The sequence below is a fragment of the Polynucleobacter sp. HIN5 genome (assembly GCF_030297555.1).
In the GTDB taxonomy this organism is placed as follows: domain Bacteria; phylum Pseudomonadota; class Gammaproteobacteria; order Burkholderiales; family Burkholderiaceae; genus Polynucleobacter.
This window is the reverse complement of record NZ_AP028136.1, coordinates 1,225,284-1,239,112: the sequence shown is the minus strand read 5'-3', so window position 1 is coordinate 1,239,112 and position 13,829 is coordinate 1,225,284. Positions and strand designations below refer to the sequence as shown.

At 50.6% G+C, this 13,829-nt stretch carries 13 protein-coding genes and 1 tRNA gene; all 14 read left to right on the top strand.

Translation table 11 applies throughout. From position 1 onward, the window contains the following. Positions 1-150: 150 nt before the first annotated feature. The 14 genes from QUE61_RS06530 (at position 151) to nuoG (ending at position 13,827) form a co-directional block, all read left to right on the top strand. Complete coding sequence (locus QUE61_RS06530; RefSeq protein ID WP_286306449.1) at positions 151-1,698, top strand: 2-isopropylmalate synthase; 1,548 nt, start codon at positions 151-153, stop codon at positions 1,696-1,698. A gap of 163 nt (positions 1,699-1,861) precedes the next feature. Further along, complete coding sequence (gene rpsO / locus QUE61_RS06525) at positions 1,862-2,131, top strand: 30S ribosomal protein S15 (RefSeq protein ID WP_108508739.1); 270 nt, start codon at positions 1,862-1,864, stop codon at positions 2,129-2,131. Between the two features lie 224 nt (positions 2,132-2,355). Further along, positions 2,356-4,497: a polyribonucleotide nucleotidyltransferase gene (gene pnp, locus QUE61_RS06520; protein WP_286306448.1), complete on the top strand. Its 2,142-nt coding sequence runs from the start codon at positions 2,356-2,358 to the stop codon at positions 4,495-4,497. Positions 4,498-4,511: 14 nt separating this feature from the next. Next, on the top strand, positions 4,512-5,510 hold the full coding sequence (locus QUE61_RS06515; RefSeq protein WP_286306447.1) for an NAD(P)H-quinone oxidoreductase: 999 nt from the start codon (positions 4,512-4,514) through the stop codon (positions 5,508-5,510). Between the two features lie 10 nt (positions 5,511-5,520). After that, on the top strand, positions 5,521-6,270 hold the full coding sequence (gene tpiA, locus QUE61_RS06510) for a triose-phosphate isomerase (RefSeq protein ID WP_286306446.1): 750 nt from the start codon (positions 5,521-5,523) through the stop codon (positions 6,268-6,270). A gap of 36 nt (positions 6,271-6,306) precedes the next feature. Then, positions 6,307-6,669 carry a preprotein translocase subunit SecG gene (gene secG / locus QUE61_RS06505; protein ID WP_108508735.1) on the top strand — a complete coding sequence of 121 codons (363 nt, stop codon included), beginning with the start codon at positions 6,307-6,309 and terminating at the stop codon, positions 6,667-6,669. Between the two features lie 64 nt (positions 6,670-6,733). Then, positions 6,734-6,818: transfer RNA gene (locus tag QUE61_RS06500), tRNA-Leu, on the top strand. 112 nt (positions 6,819-6,930) lie between these two features. After that, positions 6,931-7,290: an NADH-quinone oxidoreductase subunit A gene (locus tag QUE61_RS06495; RefSeq protein ID WP_286223203.1), complete on the top strand. Its 360-nt coding sequence runs from the start codon at positions 6,931-6,933 to the stop codon at positions 7,288-7,290. A 6-nt stretch (positions 7,291-7,296) separates the two neighbouring features. Further along, complete coding sequence (locus tag QUE61_RS06490; RefSeq protein WP_108508733.1) at positions 7,297-7,779, top strand: NuoB/complex I 20 kDa subunit family protein; 483 nt, start codon at positions 7,297-7,299, stop codon at positions 7,777-7,779. A 1-nt stretch (position 7,780) separates the two neighbouring features. Continuing rightward, the gene (locus QUE61_RS06485) at positions 7,781-8,386 is read left to right on the top strand and encodes an NADH-quinone oxidoreductase subunit C (protein ID WP_108508732.1); all 606 of its coding nucleotides are present in this window, start codon (positions 7,781-7,783) and stop codon (positions 8,384-8,386) included. Continuing rightward, entirely contained in the window at positions 8,379-9,632 is a 1,254-nt protein-coding gene (locus QUE61_RS06480) for an NADH-quinone oxidoreductase subunit D (RefSeq protein ID WP_108508731.1), read from the top strand. Before QUE61_RS06485 ends, QUE61_RS06480 begins: the two co-directional genes overlap by 8 nt. Positions 9,633-9,638: 6 nt before the next feature. Further along, entirely contained in the window at positions 9,639-10,151 is a 513-nt protein-coding gene (gene nuoE / locus QUE61_RS06475) for an NADH-quinone oxidoreductase subunit NuoE (RefSeq protein ID WP_286308320.1), read from the top strand. Then, positions 10,148-11,452 carry an NADH-quinone oxidoreductase subunit NuoF gene (gene nuoF, locus QUE61_RS06470; protein WP_286306444.1) on the top strand — a complete coding sequence of 435 codons (1,305 nt, stop codon included), beginning with the start codon at positions 10,148-10,150 and terminating at the stop codon, positions 11,450-11,452. Before nuoE ends, nuoF begins: the two co-directional genes overlap by 4 nt. 17 nt (positions 11,453-11,469) lie before the next feature. Then, entirely contained in the window at positions 11,470-13,827 is a 2,358-nt protein-coding gene (gene nuoG, locus QUE61_RS06465) for an NADH-quinone oxidoreductase subunit NuoG (protein ID WP_286308318.1), read from the top strand. The last annotated feature ends 2 nt before the right edge of the window (positions 13,828-13,829 follow it).

Sequence of the window (13,829 nt, the reverse complement as noted above, 5' to 3'; positions counted from 1 at the left end):
TACTTCTTCTAGCACTGGGCCTTCGGCTCGGGGCGGGTCGCGCTTAGACACATGAAGTAAGGCACTAAGTTCGCAAACCAGCCCCAGCCAAACCGCTGGGGTTTTTGTTTTAGAAAACAGAGTATTGGATTATTAAAGAAGGAATCAATGATGAGTGACCGATTAATTATTTTTGATACCACCTTGCGTGATGGTGAGCAGTCACCTGGTGCATCGATGACCCGGGATGAGAAAGTACGGATTGCTCGTCAACTTGAACGCTTACGGGTCGATGTGATTGAGGCCGGCTTTGCGGCTAGCTCAGAGGGTGACTTTGCAGCAATCTCTGCCGTTGCTGCAGCGGTGAAAGACTCGGTAGTGTGCTCACTCGCACGTGCCAATGAGACTGATATCACGCGTGCTTCCGATGCCTTGAAGGCAGCCAATGCAAAACGGATTCATGTGTTCTTGGCAACCAGTGCGTTGCACATGGAAAAGAAATTGCGCATGACCCCGGAGCAGGTGTATGAGCAGGCCAAAAAATCCATCCGCTTTGCCAGAAACTTGGCTGGGGATATTGAGTTCTCTCCTGAGGATGGCTACCGTTCGGACATAGACTTCTTGTGCCGGGTCTTGGAAGCGGTCATTGCAGAAGGTGCGAGCACGATTAATGTTCCTGATACGGTTGGCTATGCCGTTCCTGAACTCTACGGCGAGTTCATTAAAACCTTACGCACTCGGATTCCGAACTCGGATAAAGCAATTTGGTCCGTGCATTGCCATAACGATTTAGGGATGGGCGTGGCCAACTCCTTAGCTGGTGTGCACATTGGCGGCGCCCGCCAGGTGGAGTGCACGATTAATGGTCTTGGCGAGCGCGCGGGCAATACGTCCTTAGAAGAAATTGTCATGGCGGTACGAACTCGGAAGGATTTCTTTCAATTGGATGTGGGCATTGATACCAAACAGATCGTGCCAGCCTCTAAGTTGGTTTCGCAAATCACAGGCTTTGTGGTGCAACCAAATAAAGCAGTGGTTGGCGCCAATGCCTTTGCCCATGCATCAGGTATTCATCAGGACGGCGTATTGAAAGCGCGCGATACCTATGAAATTATGCGTGCCGAAGATGTGGGCTGGGCGACCAACCGCATCGTGCTGGGTAAGTTGTCTGGTCGCAATGCCTTTAAGCAACGCATTGCCGAGTTGGGGATTGTGTTGGAGTCGGAGAGTGAACTCAATGATGCATTTGCACGCTTTAAAGCTTTAGCCGATCAAAAGGCCGAGATTTTTGATGAAGACATTATTTCTTTAATGTCAGACTCTTCAGTGGCTGATCAGAATGAGCACTTCAGTTTCATTTCCTTGAACCAACATTCTGAGACCGGTGAAAAGCCATCGGCGAAGGTGGTGTTCAAGATGGGCGGTCACGATGTGCATTCGGAGGCCGAAGGCAATGGTCCAGTCGATGCCACCTTGCATGCCATTGAGAACAAGGTGCAAAGTGGTGCCGAACTTTTGCTTTACTCGGTGAATGCCATTACGTCGGGTACGGAGTCGCAGGGCGAGGTCACAGTGCGGCTCTCCAAAGGGGGGCGGATTGTGAACGGAGTGGGCATGGACCCCGACATCATTGCCGCCTCGGCCAAGGCTTATTTGGCAGCTTTAAATAAATTGCACGATCCAAGCGCCATCAAGCTCAATGCCCAGATGGCACCCTAAACCATAACTTATTGATTTATATAACTTTATTAACTAGCAGACCGCATTGCTCACAATCGGAGGATGCGGTCTGTTAGAATGCTGAAGCTTTGATTTATAAAGCTTTTTATTAACACGGCATATCAGGTGCAAGCTTGAGTGACCGCACGTATGGAGTATGAAAATGGCAGTTGCAGACATTAATAAGGCGGAAATCGTCAAACAAAACGCGCGTGGCGCAAACGATACGGGTAGCCCCGAAGTTCAGGTGGCATTATTAACCGCCCGTATCAATGAACTTACCCCCCATTTCAAGGCAAATGCAAAAGATCATCACAGCCGTCGTGGCTTGTTGAAAATGGTCTCGCGCCGTCGCCGTCTCTTGGATTACCTCAAGAGCAAGGATCTGGACCGTTATCGCGCGCTGATCGACAAACTAGGTTTACGTAAGTAATTTTTTGTTTTTGTCAGCATTGCAATGAAGTAGGGTATTGCCAAACGGGCAAGGCTCTACTTTGAGTGGTTCAAGATGTCCGGCTTCTAGGGATCGTGTCATTCCAATGCACTTCTTTCTAAAGAGGTGCACTGGAATGGCATCCCAATTGGGTTCATCAACCAATCACTCCAGTGATACCGCGGCGCTGTGGATCCGCGGTGTGTATGTTTGGAGAAAAAAAGATGTCAATGTTTCATAAAGTTGTGAAAACGTTTCAATGGGGCCAACACACGGTCACGATGGAAACTGGTGAGATTGCTCGCCAATCGAGTGGTGCGGTGCTCCTCAATATGGATGACACCGTGGTGCTTGCCACAGTAGTCGGTGCCAAAACCGCCAAAGAGGGTCAAGACTTTTTTCCCTTAACGGTTGACTACATCGAGAAGACTTACTCGGCAGGGAAGATCCCTGGTGGATTCTTTCGTCGTGAGGGACGTCCGTCGGAGGGTGAGACTTTAATCTCACGTCTGATTGATCGTCCGATTCGTCCATTGTTCCCAGAGGGTTTCTACAACGAAGTCCAGGTGGTCGTGCATGTCATGTCGATTAATCCTGATGTGCCAGCCGATATTCCAGCCTTAATCGCATCGTCTGCAGCCCTGGCTATTTCAGGTATTCCATTTAATGGTCCAATGGGTGCAGCGCGCGTTGGTTACCGTGACGGTCAGTATTTACTCAACCCCAATCGTAGCGAGCAAGCGACGAGCGAACTCGATTTGATCGTGGCAGGCACCCAAGCCGCAGTATTGATGGTGGAGTCCGAGGCGCAACAGTTATCTGAATCTGTCATGCTGGGCGCTGTTGTATACGGTCACGAGCAGTCACAAATCGCAATCAATGCCATTCAAGAACTGGTTCGTGATGCTGGTAAGCCCGAATGGGATTGGAAGCCGGCAGCGAAGAACGAAGCCTTAATTGCCAAATTACAAAGCTTGGCAGAGGGCCCATTGCGCGATGCGTATCAAATTCGTCAAAAGCAAGCTCGCTCCACCAAGATTAAAGAAGTGGTTGCAAATGTCATGACCCAGTTGGCCGCTGACGGAGAAGTGGATGAAGTAGAGGTTGGTAATCTCTTGTTCGAGATCGAAGCAAAGATCGTACGTAGCCAAATTCTCAATGGTGAGCCACGCATTGACGGCCGCGATACTCGCACTGTGCGCCCGATTGAAATTCGCAACGGCGTATTGCCACGCACCCACGGCTCTGCACTCTTTACCCGTGGTGAGACTCAAGCCCTGGTGGTTGCAACTCTTGGAACTGCGCGCGATGAGCAAATCATTGACGCGCTCGAAGGTGAGTACCGCGATCGCTTTATGTTTCACTACAACATGCCTCCATTTGCAACGGGTGAGACCGGTCGCGTTGGCACACCCAAGCGTCGCGAGATTGGTCACGGCCGTTTAGCAAAACGTGCCTTAGTGCCGGTATTGCCAAGCATGGAAGAGTTTGCGTACAGCATTCGTTTGGTTTCTGAGATTACGGAGTCCAATGGTTCATCCTCGATGGCTTCGGTCTGCGGTGGTTGCTTGGCCCTGATGGATGCCGGTGTTCCAGTGAAGGCGCATGTGGCCGGTGTTGCCATGGGCCTCATCTTGGATGGCAATCGCTTTGCAGTGTTAACCGATATCTTGGGTGATGAGGATCACTTAGGCGATATGGACTTTAAGGTAGCTGGTACTGCTAATGGGATTACCGCCTTGCAGATGGATATTAAGGTTCAAGGCATCACTAAAGAAATCATGCAGGTTGCGTTGGCCCAAGCCCAAGAAGGCCGCTTGCATATTTTGAGCAAGATGCAAGAAGCCATGGGCTCTGTGCGTACAGAGTTATCGGAGCATGCACCACGCATGGTGAGCTTTAAGATCCATCCAGACAAGATTCGTGAAGTGATTGGTAAGGGCGGCGCAACGATTCAGGCGCTCACCAAAGAAACCGGTTGCAGCATTGATATTAAAGATGATGGTACGGTCACGATCGCCTCAACTAGCGCAGAAGGCATGGCGCAAGCAAAAGCCAAGATTGAAGGCATTACCGCTGAAGCCGAAGTTGGAAAGGTCTATGAAGGCCCCGTAGTGAAGTTGCTCGAGTTTGGCGCTCTCGTCAATATTCTCCCAGGTAAAGACGGACTGTTGCACATCTCTGAGATTTCAACGGAGCGCGTGAAGGATGTCAAAGATTTCTTGCAAGAGGGTCAGATCGTGCGCGTGAAATTACTCGCAGCCGATGAGCGCGGTCGTTTGCGTTTATCGATGAAAGCTCTGTTAACCCCGGAGTCTGGTTCAGCAGATACGCAGGCAAGCGATAGTCCCAACGAGACCGTTTAAGTAGGAGTATAGGTATGCGTGTCATGGAGATTCGGGAGTATGGCGCTCCAGAGATGTTGGTCAAAGCGGAGCGCCCAGATCCTGCTATACCAAGCGCAAGCTCAGGTGAGGTCTTAATTCGGGTGAAGGCAGCCGGCATTAATCGTCCGGATGTCTTGCAACGAAAAGGGCATTATCCCGTTCCTCCAGGCGCATCCGATATCCCCGGCCTTGAAGTGGCCGGAGAGATTATTGGCGGCGATCTCGTGCATGCTGATAACACCTTTGGTTTAAAGGTGGGCGATAAAGTGTGTGCACTCGTGCAGGGTGGCGGATATGCGGATTTATGCACCGCCCCAATTGCTCAGTGCTTGCCTTATCCAAAAGACTTCACAGATATTGAGGCAGCGTCTTTGCCAGAAACCTTCTTTACCGTATGGAGCAATGTATTTCAGCGGGGACGTTTGAGTAAAGGTGAGACTTTGCTGGTGCAGGGCGGCTCAAGTGGTATTGGTGTGACTGCGATTCTTATCGCTAAAGCTTTTGGCCATCGGGTATTTGTGACCGCAGGAAGCGATGAGAAGTGCGCAGCTTGCACGCAATTGGGCGCGGATCTAGCGATTAATTACAAAACCCAAGACTTCGTAGAAGAAATTAAGAAGGCTACCAATGGTAAGGGTGTGGATGTCATTTTGGACATGGTCACCGGCACGTATTTGCAGCGCGAGATTGATTGCTTGGCCGATGATGGTCGCATTGTGGTGATCGCCATCATGGGAGGCTCAAAGGCCGAAGTGAATACCGGTCAGATACTGCGTCGCCGATTAACCATTACGGGATCGACCTTGCGTCCTAGACCGGTTGCCTTTAAACATCAAATTACCAAAGAGTTGTATCAAACGGTTTGGCCCTTGCTGAACGCCGGTCAACTAAAGCCAGTCATTTATAAAACCTTTTCCTTAGAGCAAGCCGCCGATGCGCATCGATTGATGGAATCGAGCGAGCATGTCGGAAAAATTGTTTTAACGGTGTAAGAGAGTTGCTATGCGCGCATTGACGGTCATCGGTAATTGGAAGATGAATGGCAGTGTTCGTAGTAACCGGGATTGGTTGCAAACGGTCACTGCAGAGATACAGCAGGGAATGCCGGCAGGTCGGCGTTTTGCTGTCTGTGTGCCCTTCCCGTATTTACAAGAATGCAGTCATTATTTAGGAAGTTCGCAGCTTCAGTTGGGAGCTCAGGATGTATCAGCCTATGCATCTGGCCCATATACCGGTGAGGTGAGCGCGAGCATGTTGCAGGAGATGGGTGTGCGCTTTGTGATCGTGGGCCATTCGGAGCGTCGCATGCAATATGGCGAGGCTAATGAGAGCATTGCCCTCAAAGCTGAGCAGGCTTTAGATCATGAGCTGACCCCAATCATTTGTGTTGGTGAAACAGCGGATGAGCGAAATTCTGGGCGTGCAGTCGAGGTGGTGAGGCGACAGGTTGCCAGTCAGGTGAGCACTCTGCAGGACCGCTTGGTGGATTGCTTGATTGCATACGAACCGATTTGGGCAATTGGTACAGGCAAGGTTGCGAGTGCGCAAATGGCCCAAGATATGCACCGGGCGATTCGGCTGCAACTGGCTGAGTTTGATGATGATGTGGCGTCTCATATTGGGATTGTTTACGGAGGCAGTGTCCGGGCCGATAACGCCACGGAGCTTTTTGCCATGCCCGATATCGATGGGGCGTTAGTTGGTGGCGCATCGCTAGATGCTAAGGAGTTTTTAGCAATCTGTCGGGCCTGATGGATTGCATGATGAATGACGATATGGAGAACAGAAATGGAATGGCTTAAAACTTTATTCGTGGTCCTGCAAGTAGTTTCTGCATTGGCTATTATTGGCTTGGTCTTGATTCAGCAAGGCAAGGGCGCTGATATGGGCGCTGCATTTGGCTCAGGCTCCTCAGGCAGTTTATTTGGGGCAACCGGTTCCTCAAACTTCCTCTCGCGCACCACCGCTATTTTTGCAGTAATCTTTTTTGTGAGCACCCTAGGAATTACGTGGTTGGGTACTAAAAAGCCTGTTGAGTCAGGGGTTTTATCTAACTCAACCTTGCCGACCGTGGCCCCTGCCCAGCAAGGTGGCGCGACCCCAGCAAATGGAGCAAGTTCGGAACCCGGTAAACCGGTTGTACCTCGCTAATTTGCACCTTTTTGGAGGGTGCAATGCGGTAGAATTGAAGGTTGTTGTAGGGCTTTTCCAAGATGCCGACGTGGTGAAATTGGTAGACACGCTATCTTGAGGGGGTAGTGGCTTAGGCTGTGCGAGTTCGAGTCTCGCCGTCGGCACCAAAGTGGATTAGTTTGGTCGGGAATTCTTGTCTTATTGCTGTAAATCAAGAGTCCCAAAATGAAAGTCGTTGATAATTCGAACGTTTGGAAATCTGACACAGGATAGAAGAAGTTGAACCTTTCAAATTACTTCCCAGTACTGTTGTTTATTCTTGTCGGTATCGGCGTCGGTCTTGCTCCCATTGTTTTGGGAAAAGTGTTAGCCCCCTCCAAACCTTATTCAGAAAAAGATTCTCCTTACGAGTGCGGCTTTGAAGCCTTTGAAGATGCTCGTATGAAATTCGATGTGCGCTACTACCTAGTCGCCATTCTCTTTATCCTATTTGATCTCGAAACCGCTTTTTTATTTCCTTGGGGCATTGCCTTGAGGGATATTGGCTGGGAAGGTTACATTGCGATGGCAATTTTCCTCCTCGAATTTATCGTTGGTTTTGCTTACATCTGGAAAAAGGGCGCCCTGGATTGGGAGTAGACGTCGATGGCACTTGAAGGTGTTCTAAAACAAGGTTTTGTAACTACCTCGGCTGACCAGTTAATTAATTGGACCAGAACCGGATCGCTTTGGCCGATGACCTTTGGTTTGGCCTGTTGCGCAGTTGAGATGATGCATGCGGGCGCATCGCGTTACGACCTCGATCGTTTTGGGGTGGTGTTCCGTCCCTCGCCTCGTCAATCGGATTTGATGATCGTGGCGGGCACCTTATGTAACAAAATGGCCCCCGCTTTACGTAAGGTCTATGACCAGATGCCAGAACCGCGTTGGGTGATATCGATGGGTTCATGTGCTAACGGTGGTGGCTATTATCACTACTCTTATTCGGTGGTCCGCGGCTGTGATCGTATCGTTCCAGTGGATGTGTATGTTCCTGGTTGTCCACCAACGGCCGAAGCCTTGATCTACGGCATCATTCAATTGCAGGCCAAAATTGGCCGTACCAGTACCATTGCGCGGAAGGGTTGAGATGAGCGATCGCCTCGAACAACTTCGTTTGCAATTGGATCGTGTTTTAGGCAACCGTATTCAGAGTGCCACGATCGATCATCGTGAGTTGACCATCGTCTTGCATCACGCAACGTATGCTGAGTCAGCTAAGTTATTGCGAGACGATCCCAGCTTAGCGTTTGAGCAGCTCATTGATTTATGTGGAGTTGATTACAAAGACTATGCCGATGGCACTTGGAGCGGCCCCCGCTTTGCGGTGGTTAGCCACTTACTGTCGATCAAGCATAACCAACGTCTGCGCATTCGGGTATTTGCCCCAGACGATGACTACCCCTTGGTGGCATCGATGGTTCCTATTTGGAACTCGGCCAATTGGTTTGAGCGCGAGGCCTTCGATCTCTTTGGCATCCTGTTTGATGGCCATGAGGATCTGCGGCGCATCTTGACCGACTATGGCTTTATTGGCCATCCATTCCGTAAAGATTTCCCAATCTCCGGCCATGTTGAGATGCGCTATGACCCGGAGTTAAAGCGGGTGGTGTATCAGCCAGTCACGATTGATCCGCGTGAAGTGACCCCACGCGTGATTCGTGAAGAACAATACGGTGGCTTAGCAAATGGCTGAGATTAAGAACTACACCCTCAACTTTGGTCCCCAGCATCCTGCGGCTCACGGTGTATTGCGTTTAGTGCTTGAGCTCGATGGCGAAGTGATCCAACGCGCCGATCCGCACATTGGCTTATTGCATCGTGCGACCGAGAAACTCGCCGAGACCCGGACTTGGATTCAGAGTGTGCCATACATGGATCGTCTTGATTACGTATCGATGATGGTTAACGAGCACGCCTATGTCATGGCCATTGAGAAACTCTTGGATGTGGACGTGCCAGTGCGTGCTCAATACATCCGCGTGATGTTTGATGAGCTCACCCGTCTACTCAATCATTTGCTCTGGGTTGGCTGCCATGGTCTTGACGTTGGTGCGATGGCAATCTTCTTATATGCCTTCCGTGATCGCGAAGATATTTTTGATATGTATGAGGCAGTATCCGGTGCGCGTATGCATGCAGCCTACTATCGTCCCGGCGGGGTCTATCGCGATTTGCCTGAGAAGATGCCTCAATACGCCAAGTCAGCGATTCGGAGTGAGCAGGCCGTGAAGCGCTTAAATGAGAGCCGCAGCGGATCATTATTGGATTTCATTGAAGACTTTAGTAATCGCTTCCCAGCGAATGTGGATGAGTACAACAATTTATTGACCGATAACCGCATTTGGAAGCAACGCTTGGTGGGTATCGGCGTAGTCTCGCCTGAGCGAGCTCTACAGATGGGCTTTACTGGCCCGATGTTGCGTGGCTCTGGTTTTGCCTGGGACTTGCGCAAGAAGCAGCCTTATGAAGTCTATGATCAGTTGGATTTTGATATTCCGGTGGGCGTGAATGGCGATAGCTATGATCGGTATTTAGTGCGCATGGAAGAGATGCGTCAATCCAATCGCATTATTCAGCAGTGTGTGAAGTGGTTGCGTGCCAATCCAGGCCCAGTAATGAGTGATAACCACAAAGTAGCCCCACCCAAGCGCGTTGATATGAAAACCAATATGGAAGAGTTGATTCATCATTTCAAGCTCTTTACCGAAGGGATTCATGTACCAGCGGGTGAAGCCTATGCAGCGGTTGAGCATCCCAAGGGCGAGTTTGGTATCTATGCGATCTCGGATGGCGCTAACAAACCCTACCGCTTAAAGATCCGAGCACCTGGTTTTGCCCATTTAGCAGCCATGGATGAGATGTCACGGGGTCATATGATTGCCGATGCGGTCACCATCATTGGGACCCAAGACATTGTGTTTGGTGAGATCGATCGATAAATCATGATGACAACCCAATCCCTTTTTTCTGCTAAGACCCGCGCATCGATGGATCGCAATATTGCGAAGTATCCGCCAGAGCAAAAACAATCGGCGGTGATGGCATGTCTAATTGCCGCACAAGAGGAGCATGGTTGGGTTTCTCCCGAGATTATTGCGGAGGTGGCGCATATTCTGGAGATGCCCAAGATTGCAGTTGAGGAGGTAGCAACCTTCTACAACATGTATGAGACCAAGCCGATTGGTAAATTCAAACTTGTGATCTGCACCAATTTACCTTGTCAACTTACGCACGGTGAAGAGGCTGCCGACTATCTCAAGAAAAAACTCGGAATTAATTTCAATGAGACCACGCCATGTGGAACCTTCACCTTAAAAGAGGGTGAGTGCATGGGCGCTTGTGGCGACTCACCTGTGATGTTGGTGAACAACCACCGCATGTGTAGTTTTATGAGCCAAGAAAAGATCGATGCCTTATTGGATGAGTTAAATGCGCAAGCAAAACGGGGGAGCGTATGACCAGTTTGCATAGTCGTCACATCAAGCCCTTAATCTTGGCTGGCTTGGATGGCAAGAACTGGCATCTCAAAGACTATGAGGCGCGCGGCGGTTATCAACAACTGCGCCGGATTCTCAATGAAAAGATTACCCCGGATGCCGTGATTGCCGAAGTCAAAGCATCGTCACTGCGTGGCCGTGGAGGCGCTGGATTTCCAACGGGCTTGAAGTGGAGCTTCATGCCTAAGAACTACACTGGCAATAAATATCTGGTGTGCAATAGCGACGAGGGCGAACCCGGTACCTTTAAAGACCGCGACATCATGCGCTATAACCCCCATGCATTGATTGAAGGCATGATCATTGGCGCCTATGCCATGGGGATCTCAACCGGATACAACTATATTCATGGCGAGATCTGGGAAGTCTATGAGCGCTTTGAAGAGGCCCTTGAGGAAGCGCGTGCGGCTGGCTATCTTGGAGAGAAGATTTTAGGAACGGAATTTAACTTCCAGTTGCATGCCGCCCCAGGCTTTGGTGCCTATATTTGCGGAGAAGAGACTGCGCTCTTAGAGTCGCTTGAAGGCAAGAAAGGGCAGCCCCGCTTTAAGCCACCCTTTCCAGCGAACTTTGGTCTATATGGCAAACCAACGACCATTAACAACACCGAGACCTTTGCAGCCGTGCCATTTATTCTGGCCATCGGTGCGGAGGCCTACCTTAAATTGGGTAAGCCCAATAATGGCGGCACCAAGATCTTCTCCGTATCAGGTGACGTTACCTACCCAGGCAACTATGAGGTTCCACTCGGAACGCCCTTTGCAGAGTTATTGAAGTTGGCAGGTGGAATGCGCAATGGCAAACAGCTCAAAGCAGTGATCCCTGGTGGATCATCGGCGCCGGTCTTGCCTGCCAAGATCATGATGGATATCACGATGGATTACGACGCAATCTCCAAGGCTGGATCGATGCTTGGTTCTGGAGCGGTGATTGTGATGGATGAGACCCGTTGCATGGTGCGCTCACTCTTGCGCCTCTCGTATTTTTATCACGAAGAGTCGTGTGGCCAATGTACCCCATGCCGTGAGGGGACTGGTTGGCTCTGGCGCATCGTTAATCGCATTGAACACGGTCAAGGTCGCCCAGAGGATTTGGATCTTCTCAAAGACGTTGCCGGAAATATTCAAGGGCGGACGATCTGTGCTTTAGGTGATGCCGCTGCGATGCCGGTCCAAGGAATGCTCAAACACTATATGAATGAGTTTGCTTACCACATCGAGCATAAGCATTGCATGGTCTCTTCATTTGCCAAGGCCGCCTAATCATGAGTACGGTGAACATGATTGAGATCCATGTCGACGGTAAGCCTGTTGAGGTTCCACAAGGCTCGATGGTGATGCATGCCACCAATAAGTTGGGGACTTACGTTCCTCATTTTTGTTATCACAAGAAACTGAGCATCGCAGCAAACTGCCGCATGTGTTTGGTTGAAGTGGAGAAGGCGCCTAAGCCATTGCCGGCATGCGCAACCCCCGTGATGGCCGGTATGAAGGTGTTTACCCATTCGGCCAAGGCAGTTGAGGCTCAAAAATCCGTGATGGAGTTTTTGTTAATTAATCATCCCTTGGATTGCCCGATCTGCGACCAAGGTGGCGAATGCCAATTGCAAGATTTAGCCGTTGGATATGGCAAATCCAGCTCTCGTTACAAAGAAGAGAAGCGCGTGGTCTTTCATAAAAATGTCGGACCACTCATTTCCATGGAAGAGATGTCGCGTTGCATTCACTGCACCCGTTGTGTGCGCTTCGGACAAGAGGTTGCTGGTGTGATGGAGCTTGGCATGATTAACCGTGGCGAGCATTCGGAGATCACGACCTTTGTGGGCCAAACGGTTGACTCTGAGCTCTCGGGCAATATGATTGATATCTGCCCGGTGGGCGCCTTAACGAGTAAGCCATTTCGGTATGCCGCGCGTACCTGGGAGTTGGTCCGCAAGCGCTCGATCAGTCCACATGATGCCGTCGGTGCCAACACTACCGTACAAACGAAGGCCAATCATGTGATGCGGGTTGTAGCCCTCGAGAACGAGGCCATCAATGAGTGTTGGATTAGTGACCGCGATCGCTTTGCGTATGAAGGCCTAAATAGCCCTGATCGTTTAACCACCCCGATGGTGAAACAAAATGGGCAGTGGTTAGAGACCGATTGGCAGTCCGCCCTCGATTACGTCGTGCACTCATTAAGTGATATTCAGAAGCAGCATGGTAGTCAGGCGTTAGCGGCATTGGCTCACCCCATCGCAAGCGCTGAAGAACTTTACCTCTTGCAAAAAGTGATGCGCGGTCTAGGAAGTCAGCAAATTGAGACGCGCTTGCGCCAAACCGATACCCGCGGAGCTGCAACGCTTCCTTGGTTAGGTATGCCAATTGCCAAGCTCGGTGAACTCAAAAGTGTTCTAGTGATCGGTAGCCATTTGCGTAAAGATCTGCCGCTGATCGCTGCTCGGATGCGCACGGCGACCAAGCAGGGCCTCAAGGTTTATCGACTCGATGCAGGTGGAAACGATTGGCTCATGCCGATTGCTGCCCATCTGAAATCCAAGCCCAGTCAGTGGGTGGATCAATTAGGTCAAATTGCTCAAGCGATTGCGCAAGCAAAATCCGTTCAGTCTCCCGCTGGCCTCTCTGCGAAAAGTGTTTCTCCACAGGTGCAAGCGATTGCAGATCAATTACTCAGCAATGCCAAACTTGAGAGCCCTGAGCCGCAGGCAATATTCTTGGGATCCTTAGCGATTGATCATCCCAACGCCTCCGATTTACATGTTCTCGCCGAGTTTATTGCCAAGCATACGGGATGTACCTTTGGGTTCTTGTGCGAAGGCGGTAATTCGGTTGGGGCGCAAATGGTTGGCGCAACGCAAGGTAACCAAGGCAGCATTGATACGGTATTACAAAGTAAGGCGCGCGCCTATGTGATGTTACACGTCGAGCCACTTCAGGATTTACCCAACCCACAACAAACCCGAGCTGCGTTACAAGGCGCCGATACCGTAATTGCGATGAGCGCCTACACGAGCCCCGATTTGCTTGAGTTAGCCGATGTGATTCTGCCAATCACTCCCTATACCGAAACGGTTGGAAGTTTTGTGAACTTAGCGGGGCAGGTGCAAACGATTCAGCCTTCCGTTCGACCCTTGGCCGATGCCAGACCGGCATGGAAGGTGCTGCGTGCACTCGGAAGTCTTCTAAACCTTGAGGGCTTTTTGTATAAGCTCCCGGAGGAGGTTTATGCCGATGCGTTTGCGAAGCCTGTACAAGACCAACTCAACAATCGCTTCACAGCTAGCCCTGAGATCCAAGAGCAGGTTCAGATTACCGCATCACTCGAGCGCCTCGCCGATCAAGCGATTTATTCAAGTGATGCGATTGTGCGCCGCGCCCCTGCATTGCAACGCACTCGTGATGCAAAGGATGCCAATATGGTTGGAGTGGGGGAGACCCTTTGGACTCAACTAGGTTTACAGGCCGGTGATCGCGTGGCGCTTACCCAAGCTGGCCAGACAGTTGAAGTAGGCGTTCAATTACAACCCGGCTTGGCCGAAGGTGTAGTGCGCATTGCAACAGCCACGGAGCTGAGTGGTCATCTAGCAGCGATGTTTGGTGAAGTAGCTCTTTCTAAATTAACGGTGAGCGCTTAAGT

What these genes read in the sequence shown, in the direction of transcription:
- QUE61_RS06480 (WP_108508731.1), top strand. Translation starts at nt 8,379, where the DNA reads ATGGCTGAGATTAAGAACTACACCCTCAACTTTGGTCCCCAGCATCCT.
- nuoE (WP_286308320.1), top strand. Translation starts at nt 9,639, where the DNA reads ATGACAACCCAATCCCTTTTTTCTGCTAAGACCCGCGCATCGATGGAT.
- rpsO (WP_108508739.1), top strand. Translation starts at nt 1,862, where the DNA reads ATGGCAGTTGCAGACATTAATAAGGCGGAAATCGTCAAACAAAACGCG.
- tpiA (WP_286306446.1), top strand. Translation starts at nt 5,521, where the DNA reads ATGCGCGCATTGACGGTCATCGGTAATTGGAAGATGAATGGCAGTGTT.
- QUE61_RS06490 (WP_108508733.1), top strand. Translation starts at nt 7,297, where the DNA reads ATGGCACTTGAAGGTGTTCTAAAACAAGGTTTTGTAACTACCTCGGCT.
- QUE61_RS06485 (WP_108508732.1), top strand. Translation starts at nt 7,781, where the DNA reads ATGAGCGATCGCCTCGAACAACTTCGTTTGCAATTGGATCGTGTTTTA.
- pnp (WP_286306448.1), top strand. Translation starts at nt 2,356, where the DNA reads ATGTCAATGTTTCATAAAGTTGTGAAAACGTTTCAATGGGGCCAACAC.
- nuoF (WP_286306444.1), top strand. Translation starts at nt 10,148, where the DNA reads ATGACCAGTTTGCATAGTCGTCACATCAAGCCCTTAATCTTGGCTGGC.
- nuoG (WP_286308318.1), top strand. Translation starts at nt 11,470, where the DNA reads ATGATTGAGATCCATGTCGACGGTAAGCCTGTTGAGGTTCCACAAGGC.
- secG (WP_108508735.1), top strand. Translation starts at nt 6,307, where the DNA reads ATGGAATGGCTTAAAACTTTATTCGTGGTCCTGCAAGTAGTTTCTGCA.
- QUE61_RS06515 (WP_286306447.1), top strand. Translation starts at nt 4,512, where the DNA reads ATGCGTGTCATGGAGATTCGGGAGTATGGCGCTCCAGAGATGTTGGTC.
- QUE61_RS06530 (WP_286306449.1), top strand. Translation starts at nt 151, where the DNA reads ATGAGTGACCGATTAATTATTTTTGATACCACCTTGCGTGATGGTGAG.